Below are 13,059 nucleotides of genomic sequence, written 5' to 3' on the forward strand. Positions count from 1 at the left end.
CGTGCTTTGCGCTCGGTTGCATGTGCAAATTGTGAAGGACAAAAGATCGCTGATTAAAAACGGGCGAAAAAAAGGAGGCCGAAGCCTCCGAATCTTTACTCTGCGTTTTAACGCTGCAATAAAGTGCGCCAGGACACCTCGTCAGTCTGATAACATTTGAGGCTCAGAATAAAACTTACCACGCCCAGCGCGATGTAAATCAACGCGTTAGCCACACTGATCTGCGCGACAACCTGTGACAGACTGGAATCGGTCAGGATATTCAGTGGCAACGCCAGTGTCTGGTGAAAGAAATCGCCGATCGCATCACTGCCAAACAGACCCAGACTGAGCCATTTCAGCGCATACACAGCAATAAACATCACCAGAATAGGAGAATTCACCAACTGTGAAATCAGCAGCGTGATACAGGCCAGCGGCAGTAACGCCAGCGCCACCAACAGCATCAACCCGAGATAGTTCAGCCAGTGAGTCAACACAAACAACAGTGAGCGTTGATGCATCAGCAGTGGAATGGCATCATCAGTGGCCAGATTCACCAGCCAGAACATCAAATCCGAAGCGATAACCAGCACTGAACAGATCACCGGAATCACCAATAATCCAAAGGTCAGTTTTACGCCGTGCGTCATCAGATTGCTGACAGGCATACTACGCCAGAACATTGAACTGCCTTCCTGACGCTCTTTACGCAACGTTTTAGGAATGTACAACGTGCTCAACATGATCGACAGCGCGCCAGCCAGCACGACGATCAGCGAACTGAATTCATCGACAAACTGCAGATCCATGTTGTCAAATCCGCTGTAACTCATTTCAAACGAGAGATTACTTTGAACGTTGCCATTGCTCAAAATACCGGCAAACAGTACCAGCACACACACCAGCACGAACAATGGAATGCGGCTCACCGCTTTGTGTTCAATCCACTCTTTTTCTAACATGTAGACGGAAGCATGCATTATGCGTTCTCCTTCTGCAGGGCCAAAAACAGCTCTGCCAGTTTTACACTGTAAATATGGCCTAGCCCTTCGACAGCATTGCGATACTGTGCTTTCAACAGCCACTTCGTGGTACCGAGCCCGACCTGAGACGACAATGGGTTGAGCGCCGTAATCTGCTGCGTCATGGATGTTGGCGCTTCCAACACAAAGTACCCCTGCTCCACCTGTTCCATGCTCTCCTGCAACACTACTTTGCCCTGTTTCAGAATCAGTACATCCGTCAACAGGTGTTCAATTTCCGACACTTCATGACTGGCAATGATCAGCGCACGTTCGCCATCGTGGAACCATTCCAGCAGATGACGATAAAACGTATCGCGGTAAATCAGGTCCAGCCCCAGCGTCGGTTCGTCCAGAATCAGCACTTTGGTGTCCGTGGCAATCACCAGTGCCAGATGCAACTGAACTTTCATACCTTTAGACAACGCCTTGATCTTACTGTGTAAACGAATATCGGTTTTGGCCAGCACCGAGTGCGCTTTGCCTAGCGAAAATCCCGGATGTACCCCCGACGTGTATTTAAGAAGCTGTTTGACGGTCATCCATTCTGGCAGCACATTCACATCCGAGATGTAGGCCAGATGTTCCATCACTTTTGCCCGTTGATGGATCGGTTCCAGACCAAAAATCTGAATGTCGCCTTGGTAATGGTGAGCGCCAAGCAACGCTTTGATTAAGGTCGATTTCCCCGCGCCATTATGGCCGAGCAAACCCAGCACCTGACCCGATTGCAGTGTGAAACTGACATCCTGCAAGGCGCTCTCCCCTTGTGAAGCCGAGTACTGCTTCGACACATGTTTTACTTCAACATACGGATTCATTGCTCGTCCTCAATATATTGTTTTAACTGCTGCATAAAATCTTCCAGCGACATGTCTATCTGAGTCAGCGTCGCGGCTATTTGCGGAATCTGCTGCTCGAGAAATTGTTGTCGCTGCTGGGTTTTCAATTGATTCAGTGCGCCACTGGCTACATACATACCTTGTCCACGACGCTTTTCTACCAAGCCTTCATCCACCAGCAACTGATAACCTTTCATCACCGTCAGATGATTGATTTTCAGGTCGGCTGATACGGTTCTCACCGATGGAAGCGGCTCACCTTCAGGCCAGATACCTTGTAGAATCTGCTCGGTGATCTTGTCCGCCAGTTGGCGAAAAATCGGTTGGTTGTCCTGCCATTCTGTCACTGCACATTACCGATATGGTGTTATACATGTATATAACACTAAACTTGAAAACGAATTTTCGCAACTCTCTTTTTCGCACAGAAAAGAAAAAGGCCCCGCCGAAGCGAAGCCTTTAGAACAAATGACATACTTAATCAGTTGGTTGAACAGTCTGCCGGGCCGACCAGTTGCCACACTCCCCACTCACCCGATTGATCAGGTGATGCTTCGTTGGGGTTTACGTACCACTTGTTTGACCACAGTTGTCCTTGCCACGCAACAATGGTACCCGGTGATGCATAAGTTTGGCTTGCATCCCACAAGTTGTCACAGGTTTCACCACCACTTGAGGTCTTGAGAACGACGACATTGGTGCTGGCCGAAGCGCTCGCCTGGCCATCACTCACGCTCACAGTGAAGCTCAACGTGGTATCTTGCGAGTACTCAGGCGCCACGAAAGTGACGGTGCTGCCGGTTACCGTCGCGTTCAGACCTGCAGGTACATTCCAGTTGAAAGTCAGAGTGTCGAGATCCGCATCGCTCGAAGCGGAAGCATCAACCACCACCGTTTCACCTGCGTTCACCTGCGCCGGAGCGCTTACCGCAGCCACTGGTGCGCTGTTCTCATTGCCGCCCGCCGGTTTCACAGTCACAGTCACATTGGCCGATGCGCTTGCGCCGTCGTTATCCGTCACAGTCAACTTAAAGGTCAGCGCTTGTTCGCTGGTCACTTCCTGCGCAGTAAAGCTTGCCTGAGCCGCATTGGCATTGCTCAGCGTTACCGCTGCACCTGATGTTTGCTCCCACAGGTAGCTGGCAATCGTGCCGTCGCTGTCTTTCGACGCGCTGCCATCCAGAGTCACGCTTACCGGACCTGTCACCGTCTGAGCAGCGCCTGCATTGGCCGTTGGTGCACGATTCGCAGGCGGAGTAGTTCCGCCAGCTAACCCTTCATGCATCGCATTCAGAATGTCGCCGTTGTCAGCATCGATTTCCCACGAGAACAGACCAGCCAAGCCGAGGCTACGTGCATACGCACCTTTGGCTTTCACTGAACGGTCATCATCAAAGGTAATCAACTGACCAGAGGTGCGGTTCCATACCCAAGGCGCTTCTGCCTGAGCATCGTAGCCGTACTCAAAACCATTGATACCTGTATTATCCGCGCCCAACATGTTGGCTTTAATGCCTTTGTAGTCAATGACACCCGCTTCCCATACGCCTTGCGCCGTCGAGCCGGTCAGTTTGCCATTACCAACACCCGTCATCGGATCGGTTGGATCCGTCAGACTTGACGGCATCACACCGTCCCAGCCACGGCCGTACATCGCCGTACCCAGTACCAGTTTGTTGGCTGGGACACCTTGAGCCAGCAGAAGCTGAATACCACGGTCAGCGGTATAGGCCGGGCCTTTGTATGGTTCGCCATTTTCATCAACGCCCGTGCCATCACACTGCCCCGGACGCATGAATGTGCCACAGTTCAGCGCGGTCTGGTGACCGAGTACGTTGTTCCAACCGCCGTAAAAGTCATAAGTCATGGCAAAGATGTAGTCCATGTACTGCACCGCATCGGCGTAGTTCACGTCTTCAATCTTGTCGTAGCCGACACCAATGGCAGAAGTCAGCTCGTAAGTGCGGCCTGTTTCCGCTTCCAGATCATTCAACATGGTACGCAGCTCTTGCATCAGAGCAACGTAAGCCGGGCCATCGTTCACTGGATCACCAAGGTTTGGCGCCGCGCCGTCACCGCCCGGGAATTCCCAGTCAATGTCTACACCATCAAAGAATTTCCAGGTTTTGAGGAAACGCTTCACCGATGCAACGAACGTGTCACGATTGGCTTTGGTGGTGAAATCAAAGAATGGGTCAGAAAGCGTCCAGCCACCGACAGAAGGAATGATCTTGAGATCCGGATAGCGCTGCTTCAGTGCCATCATCATGGCGTAGTTGCCCTTGATCGGAGAACTGTACTCATGACCTGCCTGCGGGAAGCTTTTCTGATATGCAGCCCAAGGGTCATGAATCACTACCTCATAATCTGGCACACCCTGACATGCGGTCATCAGTGCATTGTAGCTGTTGCCACCGACTGATTTTACCGACTCGTTCGGACCACAGATCGGGATAAATCCATACAGAATGTGTGTTAAGTTTTGCGCTGGAAGGTTATCCACGGTGTAGTTACGGCCATAAATGCCCCATTCAACAAAATAGGTCCCCACCACAGTATTCGCATCGGTGGTGTAAGTTTTGTTGTTCGGATCCACATTCATGGTCAGTGGTTTGAGATGCGAACCATCGGTATCCGCGAGGGTCAGCTCAGCGGGTGCACTTTTGCTACAACCGGTGTCGTCACATGCGGCCACTTCCAGCGTATACAAACCACCTTTGCTGTAAGTGAAGTTGGCCGTCGTCTGACTGCCAGAAATCGGGCCGGAAGCCACTTCCTGACCGTCAAAATAAATTTTGTAAGTGTTGCCCGTTTCACCACTCCACTGGTTAAACGTAATGGAGATTGGCGCTTCGTCGTGGTATTTCACCATCTGGTTGTAGCCAGCGGTGGTTTCCATCGCGAGCTCAATTTTTGAAAATTGCAGATTGTTCGACCCGTAGACATCAATACTTGGTGCCGCCGGAGCCGCTAAGGCCGTTCCAGACAGAGCCAGCGCAATACTTGCGGCGCACAGAGTAATACGATTCATATCTATTTCTCTCGTTCCTTGCAGATTGTACTCAACATGAGTTGGCTGCTCTTCAGTAAGGCTTTGAAGAACATCGGCTTCAGTATTTGGGAGACTTTATTTTTTTGAAAAAAAATTAAAACGCTTTTCGAGTCACAACGAGCATTTTGTGGCGAAAATTCACCGTGTTACATAGCAAATTCTACTCTAAGCCAAGAATTCAGAATCTTTACAAAGTCAGGAAGGCAAAATTATTTTTTTGAGCTAATGAAGTTCTTTACAAGATACCAAAAACAAAAAAGCCCTCTAAAAAGAGGGCATTAGTGTAAGAACTATCAATTATAACGGGCGAAATTTCGCGGTAAAATGACGCAAAACTGACGGCTCATAGGCAAATTCAAGCCCTTTAAAGCTTGAGGCACGCTTGGTGAGCTCAATAATCGCATCAGCAATGTAGTCCATATGATCGTTGGTGTAGACACGGCGCGGAATGGTCAGGCGCATCAGCTCCAGTTCTGCGGGCTTTTGTTCACCCGTTTGCGGATCGCGCCCCAGCAACAGCGAACCAATCTCAACCGCACGAATGCCCGCTTCGAGGTAGAGCTCGTTACACAGTACTTGCGCCGGGAACTGCTCAGCCGGAATGTGAGGCAGGATCTTCGCCGCATCAACAAAGACCGCATGGCCACCCGTTGGGTACTGAATTGGAATACCTGCCTCGCGCAGGCGTTCGCCCAGATACGCGACCTGACTGATACGATAATGCAGAAAATCCTCGTTCGCCGCTTCGTACAGACCACGAGCCAGCGCTTCCATATCGCGTCCGGCCATCCCACCGTAAGTCACAAACCCTTCCATCGGCACACAACGTGTACGCACCGCCTGGAACAGCTCCTCATGGTCACGAATGCAGCAGAGCCCGCCAATATTCACCATCGGGTCTTTTTTGGCTGACATCGTCAACATATCGCCGTACTGATACATCTCGCGGATGATATCGAGGATCGGCTTGTCCGCATAACCCGCTTCACGTTGCTTAATGAAATAGGCGTTCTCACAATAGCGCGCCGAATCGATCACCACCGGAATATCGTGACGAGTGGCAATCTCATACACCGCACGCATGTTCGCCATTGACACTGGCTGCCCGCCCGAGCTGTTACACGTGATCGTGGTGATGATGGCGCAGATGTTGTGGGCGCCATACTGATCGATGGTGGTTTGCAGCTTGTCGAGGTCGAAGTTACCTTTCCAGTCATACGGCGTGGTGGTATCAAACGCTTCCTGAGTCACCACGTTGACTGCTTTGCCGCCATTGAGCTCAATGTGGCCAGCGGTGGTATCGAAGTGGTAGTTGGAGATAAATACCGGCGTGGTGCCGCCGCGCACCTGGCGCATGCGTTCAATCAGGGCTGGAAACAGAATTTGCTCAGCGCCGCGTCCCTGATGCGCCGGAACGGTCAGCTTGTAACCGAAGAAGTGTTCAACCGCCGCACACAGGTTGTAATAGTTACGACTGCCCGCGTAGGACTCGTCACCAAGCATCAGACCCGCCCACTGGTTATCACTCATGGCGCCAGTACCGGAGTCGGTCAGCAGATCGATATAAACATCTTCACTGCGCAGCAAAAAAGGGTTGAAGCCCGCTTCTTGTAGTGCGTGCTCGCGATCGGCCAGAGTCGTCATTTTAATCGGTTCCACCATCTTAATGCGGAACGGTTCAGGAATACGTTTCATGCTTAAATACCTTTATCGCTTCGCCCGCGCAGATAAACGCGCAGACAAAGTTCAATTGATTGGGATGCCGTCACAGCGGCAGAAGAAAAAAGCCCGTTCGATGGGCAAGGAATTTAAGCGAGAGAGGAGGTTTTGCTGAGCAGAGACAAGCAGTAATCGAGGTTATACCAAGACGACAACACTAACTTAATGTCGTGCGTTGCGTTGAAGTCCATCGCGTCATCTCCGGTTGCTGAGTCATGAAATCACTATAGTGCAGCGGTTTAGCGTTTGGCTTGCATCTCTTTCATACTTTGCCGGACTGCTCACATCTTCATCATCACAGTAAGTGAAATGACGTGTTAAGTTTTGATGAAATTCACGACTCCGTAACCATGAAAACTTGCAATTCTCAGCCACAATCGGCACCCTCTCATGACACTACGCGCAAGCGGTTAAAAGGATAAAACTAATGAATGTAATCAAACCTTTATCATGTTTTTTGGCTATTGTTTTCAGTGCTTCTGCTGCAGCGACCGTTACTTTGGACGTGCCTGATACTATTGATCTTTTGGTCGTCAATGGTGGCAAACCGAATACTTCCGGTGGCTTTTTTGCATCATCGAAAAAGGTTGAAATGGAAGATGGTCAGCAACAAATCGTGTTTCGCTACCACCCTTATTTCACTCAAGGTAATGACCGTGTTGGTGTAGAAAGCGACGTAGTCATTGCCAAGTTCAATGCCGCGGATCAATCCATTTCATTCGACATGCCGGAGTTTCGCAATGCTGCGGATGCCGAGCGCAGCATCAAATCGATGGAATGGACTTTACGAGATCAACAAGGTACCGCCATTGAGATGAAGCAGGATCGCCTGATCAAAGAAGGCATGCAAATTGGCCGCGATTACAAGCAAGAAACGCTGGAATACAACATGACTGGCGGCCCGGCAGCGATCACCACTCAGTATGTCAAACCGACATCAGCAAACGGCAGCACCAGCGACACCACCGCCGAAGAGATGCTGCATTTCTGGTACGGTAAAGCCGACGCGCAAACCAAAGCCCGCTTCAAACAGTATGTGAATCAGCAATAAGCTGGTCACGCATCATTCGATACGATTCGGGCTCCTAATAGGAGCCCGAATCGTTGGTTACATCACTTGTGATTGCATCACGATGTCATCATCCACCGACAACTGATAACAGTAATCCGCGTGCTGAGTCAGACAATCAAAAATCTCCCGGTCCAGCTGGTTGGCGTCAACCATTTCCCCGACAATCTGTAGTGCCTGCTGCAAGGTAATGCCTTCCCGATAAGGGCGCGACTGCGTCAGCGCCTGAAACACATCCGAAAGCGCAACAATACGGCTCGGCCGATCCAATTCTTGCGCGATTTTGCCCAGCGGATAACCCGAGCCATCGAGACGCTCATGGTGATTTGATGCCCATTCATTAATCAGCGGTGAAGTAATTATGCCTTGCAGAATGAAGCGAGTATCCGTTGCATGACGTTTGATGCAGGTGTACTCCTCCGCCGTCAGCTTGCCGGGCTTGTGTAACACCACATCCGGCGTACACAACTTGCCGATATCGTGCACCAAACCAGCAAGATAAAGCATTTTCTGCATTTTGGGTGAATAGGCGAGCTGTTTAGCAAGGTACTTCGAGAGCTGCGCAACTTTGAGCGAATGTTGAAAGGTAAACGTACTTTTGGCGTCGACCACTTTGGCAAACAGCTCTGCAATGGCGATGGTTTCATCCAGACCGATATTGCTGGAAAAGAAAGGCACCGAATCGAGATGCATCATCTTGGCCTCGATATGGCGTGGGTTCATTGAGAACCAGAAATCATCGTTATCCACCAGCTCCGTCATATGTTGCACCATATTCGCTTCAAACACCGTACCGGAATGCTGCTGCAGTTGATGCGCGATGGACAATTTGGCCTCGGCGTTTAAGTTACCAAACTTATCCTTGGGTTGATGGCGATAGAGGTGATCAACACGGTTCACCAGACAGATGAGCGTTGCCAGCTCCTTGTCGGCATCTGCGATCGGTAAATGTTGCAACTCACTCCACGGCGTATGGTGATAAAGAACCGGTGTGGCAAAACACGAAAGCGGCGCGCATTCCAGCAGCAGCTTGTAGCCTTTTTCACAATGACGGGCAAAACTGCCGCTTTGAAGGGGAAAGATCAACGGCATTGAAGCCGAGGACTGAGTGGAGCCGCAGTCATGCACCAGACCTGTAGAAAAAGCCAATTGCGCTTGTTCTTCATCCCAGCCCATTAACCGCGCGCACCGATAAGCCATATAACCTACCCGATGGCTATGATGAAGTTCATCGAACCCCACCGCATCCAATGCTTGGGCGATGCCCAATAATACCCGACGCAAGTCGACGCTGACGTCTTCAGCATGCAATTCCATATTGTTAACTGACACTAAAAATTTTTGAATAATTATGTTTCTCGAGATTAATACAAACAGGCAGTTTATTCCTGATTTTTTTTGAGGTTTTTCTACATAACGTGACGAAAACCATGTGCTACAAGTTTCATTTCAATATAACGTACGAATAAACTTTGAGCGTCGCACGCAAAATGCTACTCTGCGCGGCAACATGCCGGACAAATAACAGACAAAATCAGGTGGTTAGAATGTTTACCCTAATGGTCGATGACGACGTACAGCTGGCACTCATCGAAGAATCGTTTGCCCCTTTGTATGCCCAAATAGTCGCAAAACAGCAGGCGTATTTGTCACAATGGTTGGCGTGGCCGCCTTATTGTCGCTCAGAGCAGGATTTCCAGCTTTTTATCCAGAATATGCTGCACGACTATGCCGACGGCAAAGTCGTCGTATGTGCGATGTTTTATCGTGGGGAATTGGTTGGAAACTGCAGCCTGCAAGAGATCAACCGCGATTTACAGAAAGCCCGCATTGGTTATTGGCTGTCACAAGAACATCAGGGGAAAGGCATTGTCACCCGGGCCGTTTCTCGTTTGATTGACCTTGCATTTAACGCCTATCAACTGGAGAAAGTTGAACTGGCTGCCGCCAGCGGTAATCTGGCGAGTCAGGCAGTTGCCAAGCGCCTTGGATTTAATCAGGAAGGGATAATTACCCGGGCAGAGAATCTGAACGGGCGCGTCGTTGACCATGTGGTGTTTGGACTGACGCGCACCAACGCCGAATAGCATCCATAAAAAAGCGGAGCCCAGCTCCGCCTTTTTCTTATTGCCAGAAGAACATCGCAATAGCAGATAGCAACGCAATACAGGCAATGTTGAGGAACATCCCCACACGCATCATTTCGCTCTGCTTGATATGACCCGTTGCAAACACAATCGCATTCGGCGGAGTCGCCACTGGCAGCATGAACGCACAGGAAGCCGCAACGGCAATCAACACAGAAAGCAGTACTGGCGATACGCCAAACGCTTCTGCCACGCTGGCAAAGACCGGGATGAGCAGCGCCGCGCTGGCAGTGTTACTGGCAAACTCCGTCAGGAAAACAACGAATGCGGCAATCACCAGCACGATGAACAGCAGGCCCAGGTCGGCAATCATCGCACTCAGTTCATTGGCCAGAAACACGCTGGTACCCGTTTGTTTCAGTACGTTACTCAAACAAATACCGCCGCCGAACAGTAGCAGCACGCCCCAGTCCGCCGTTTTCTCGATATCTTTCCAGTGCACCACGCGCGCAAAACTCACCATGACAATCGCGCCCAACGCAATAATGGTATCGAAACTCTTAAAGCCGCCCAACATTGCGTTGACGGGTTTACTGAAGATCCACAGGAACACAGTCAGACCAAAAATCGCCAGTGTGACCACTTTACCTTTGTCCCACAGAACTGGCTGACGGTTGAGCTCAAAGTGGCCGCTCAGGTCTGGTTTCAGAACCAGATACAACACCAGAATCGCCATCGGCAGCATGATGATTGTGGTAGGCAGACCAAACTTCATCCAATCCGTAAACGACAGACCCACTTCTGCCGCTGCAATGGCGTTTGGCGGGCTACCCACAACGGTCGCAATACCACCAATACTGGCGCTGTATGCAATGCCAAGCAGCACGAAAACGTAAGTGCTGTGACCACGGTCGTCATCGACTTTGCTCAGTACACCAAGCACGAGTGGCAACATCATCGCCGCGGTCGCAGTGTTACTGATCCACATAGACAAACCAGCCGTCACGCCAAACAGCATGAACACCGCGACACTCATTTTGCCGCGAGCCATGATCAGGACTTTGTCAGCGATCACTTTATCCAGCCCCTGACGGTGCATCGCGGCAGCAAGCGCGAAGCCTCCCAGGAACAGGAAAATGATCGAGTTAGCAAAATTATTGAGCGCGGCCTGCGTATCAAACACGCCAAACAATACGGCCATGATAGGCACCAGTATTGCCGTTACCGTCACGTGCAGTGCTTCGGTCAACCACAGCACAGCGATAAACGCGAGCATGCTGATACCTAAAACGACATTTGGCTCAAATGGCAGGGTATTAAAAAGGATAAAAAACAGCGCGACATCGGCAAGGATGATCAGGCTGTTGCGGTTAAAAAACCATTCTCGGGTATTGTGGGGTAAAGGGACACTATCATTTCTATTCATTATTATTCTTCCTTAAGGAGGCCAATCGGCACTCGCGATCATCACACAGATTCAAACGAGGAGATAATAATTATTGCGAAATTGTTAAGCCTATCAAAACTATCACTTACAATTTAACACATTGAAATAAATAGAAATCCCGACACCATAAATTTTAACAATTTGGAAAAATACGTGCTTCAATTCAAACGATTGAGCTAATCAATACTTTTAACAATTTGTTCAAATGCCACTTTAACTTCACTTCCTTTCATAATTCTTCCATGTCCTTGATTTTTAGTAGTAATCAAGGTGACATTTTCTATTTCCTGCGCCGCCTTATCAGATTCAGCGTAGCGAGCAAATCGGTCTTTTTCATCATGGACAATGATGGTTGGCGCTTTACGCTGTTTAAGGCTCTGGTAGGGCTGGATAGAATGAATAGGATAGCGATACTCGTCCTGTACTTCGTTGACGACCTCTTCAAACAGACGCATAGAGTATCCTGAACGGGCTACCGTACCGAATAAGTTATCCAGATAATCCAGAACAGGCGCAATAAGCACCATCGGACAACGTTCCAGTTTGGCATGACGACATTCCAACGCAGTGACATTCCCCATACTGTGGCCAATCAGTCCGACAAACTCAGGTTCACTGTCGAGAATCGCTTCCAGACCACGCACAAATGCCGGCACATGACCAAATGCCCCTTCACTTTCACCGTGCGCCGGATGATCGTAAGCCAGCGCCGTAAAACCTTGCGCCGCAATATGCTCCATCAGCGGGAAAAACTGGCTCGACGACCCGGACCAACCATGAGTCAGGATCCACACCGGACCTTCTCCTAAGCGGTAAGTGGTCAGTTTACCTTCCGCAGACTCCACCTGACTTTTGATCATACCTTTTGGCGGGTGATTCTTCGCCGTCATTCGCGCTGGAGTTAGCAGTACCTTGCGCGCCGTTTTACGCGCATGCGCCGGAGCCAGAGTATGGTGCAAACGGGTTGTCCAGTTAACCAGGCTGCGGCGCAGACTGAACTTGCCGGACGTATTGAAATAAATCTTCTCACTCATGATTCGATCCTTCAGCACAAAAACGAACGTTCGTGCTTTTTATTGGTAAAATTTTTTGTGTTCAAGCTAACTCGCTAAACGTAAAGCGAGGTAACCAAATTCTTCACGCCTTTTTCCAGCGCGCCAGCAGCGCATCCACGCCCTGCCAAAAGTGTTGATAACTCTGTTCTTGTCCATATAGTGAATAAAATAGATGCGCACTCAGATAGAGCCCATACAATTCATAGCTCGCTTGCTGAGCATTCAAATGAGCGACAAATTGTCCCTGCTCTATGCCTTTGTGGATTTGAATCTGCAAATAATGAATCCAGCTCGAAATCGACGCTTTCAGTGTCTGCTGAATCGCACAATCGGTGTGCACCGCTTCTTTCCACGCATCCAAAAACATGCAACTGCCCTGAAACGATTGGTTCCAGCCCAGCCAGTTGTCCAGAATCCGACGCAGTTTTCTCTCGATATCACCGTCATCAAGTTCGCGGGCTGGTGAGATCACTCGACGAATAAACGTCTGGTTGGCAAACTCCAACACGGCAATTTGCAGATTCTCTTTGGAATTGAAGTGTGCAAACAGGCCGCTTTTGGACATACCGCATTCTTTCGCCAACTCACCGATCGTCAGACTCTCTAAGCCATTGGCGCTCGCCAGTTCAAATGCCGTCTGCAATATATTCTCTCGAGTGATTCTTCCTTTGCTCATTATTGGCCACCATAATTGCATCAGGCTCTATTTTTAGCACGTTCGTTCTATTTTGCAAATTTGATTTCTCGCTCTTAGAAATCTGTGAAAGAATGGTGAAATTGCGAC

At 49.8% G+C, this 13,059-nt stretch carries 11 protein-coding genes; 2 read left to right on the forward strand and 9 right to left on the reverse strand.

Going from position 1 to position 13,059, the window contains the following annotated elements:
• Positions 1-107: 107 nt before the first annotated feature.
• The 5 genes from DYA43_RS17435 to DYA43_RS17455 form a co-directional block, all read right to left on the reverse strand.
• Positions 108-962: a hypothetical protein gene (locus DYA43_RS17435; RefSeq protein ID WP_020329604.1), complete on the reverse strand. Its 855-nt coding sequence runs from the start codon at positions 960-962 to the stop codon at positions 108-110.
• Complete coding sequence (locus tag DYA43_RS17440; RefSeq protein WP_061056023.1) at positions 962-1,825, reverse strand: ABC transporter ATP-binding protein; 864 nt, start codon at positions 1,823-1,825, stop codon at positions 962-964. The genes DYA43_RS17435 and DYA43_RS17440 overlap by 1 nt, the downstream gene beginning before the upstream one ends.
• Entirely contained in the window at positions 1,822-2,193 is a 372-nt protein-coding gene (locus tag DYA43_RS17445) for a GntR family transcriptional regulator (RefSeq protein WP_020329602.1), read from the reverse strand. Before DYA43_RS17445 ends, DYA43_RS17440 begins: the two co-directional genes overlap by 4 nt.
• Before the next feature lie 134 nt (positions 2,194-2,327).
• Positions 2,328-4,877 carry a glycosyl hydrolase family 18 protein gene (locus DYA43_RS17450; protein WP_061056024.1) on the reverse strand — a complete coding sequence of 850 codons (2,550 nt, stop codon included), beginning with the start codon at positions 4,875-4,877 and terminating at the stop codon, positions 2,328-2,330.
• 318 nt (positions 4,878-5,195) lie between these two features.
• Complete coding sequence (locus DYA43_RS17455) at positions 5,196-6,593, reverse strand: tryptophanase (protein ID WP_061056025.1); 1,398 nt, start codon at positions 6,591-6,593, stop codon at positions 5,196-5,198.
• A 451-nt stretch (positions 6,594-7,044) separates the two neighbouring features.
• Here DYA43_RS17455 and DYA43_RS17460 point away from each other — a divergent pair, with 451 nt between their 5' ends.
• Positions 7,045-7,668, forward strand: coding sequence for a DUF2057 family protein (locus DYA43_RS17460; protein WP_020329599.1), 624 nt, complete (start codon positions 7,045-7,047; stop codon positions 7,666-7,668).
• Positions 7,669-7,725: 57 nt separating this feature from the next.
• Here the strand turns inward: DYA43_RS17460 and DYA43_RS17465 are convergent, their stop codons facing one another.
• Complete coding sequence (locus DYA43_RS17465; RefSeq protein WP_061056026.1) at positions 7,726-9,003, reverse strand: HD-GYP domain-containing protein; 1,278 nt, start codon at positions 9,001-9,003, stop codon at positions 7,726-7,728.
• 230 nt (positions 9,004-9,233) lie between these two features.
• Between DYA43_RS17465 and DYA43_RS17470 the strand changes: the two genes are divergently transcribed.
• Positions 9,234-9,773, forward strand: coding sequence for a GNAT family N-acetyltransferase (locus DYA43_RS17470; protein ID WP_020329597.1), 540 nt, complete (start codon positions 9,234-9,236; stop codon positions 9,771-9,773).
• Between the two features lie 37 nt (positions 9,774-9,810).
• On the opposite strand, the gene DYA43_RS17475 is transcribed toward DYA43_RS17470, so the two are convergent.
• From DYA43_RS17475 to DYA43_RS17485, 3 genes are all read right to left on the reverse strand, one after another.
• Entirely contained in the window at positions 9,811-11,199 is a 1,389-nt protein-coding gene (locus DYA43_RS17475) for an SLC13 family permease (protein WP_020329596.1), read from the reverse strand.
• Between the two features lie 197 nt (positions 11,200-11,396).
• Positions 11,397-12,254, reverse strand: a complete 858-nt coding sequence (locus tag DYA43_RS17480; protein ID WP_020329595.1) for an alpha/beta fold hydrolase — start codon at positions 12,252-12,254, stop codon at positions 11,397-11,399.
• A gap of 103 nt (positions 12,255-12,357) precedes the next feature.
• Positions 12,358-12,951 (reverse strand): TetR/AcrR family transcriptional regulator, encoded by a 594-nt coding sequence (locus tag DYA43_RS17485; RefSeq protein ID WP_061056027.1) that lies wholly within the window; start codon positions 12,949-12,951, stop codon positions 12,358-12,360.
• Between the last annotated feature and the right edge of the window lie 108 nt (positions 12,952-13,059).

It is taken from the genome of Vibrio fluvialis (assembly GCF_900460245.1).
GTDB classification, from domain to species: Bacteria; Pseudomonadota; Gammaproteobacteria; order Enterobacterales; family Vibrionaceae; genus Vibrio; species Vibrio fluvialis.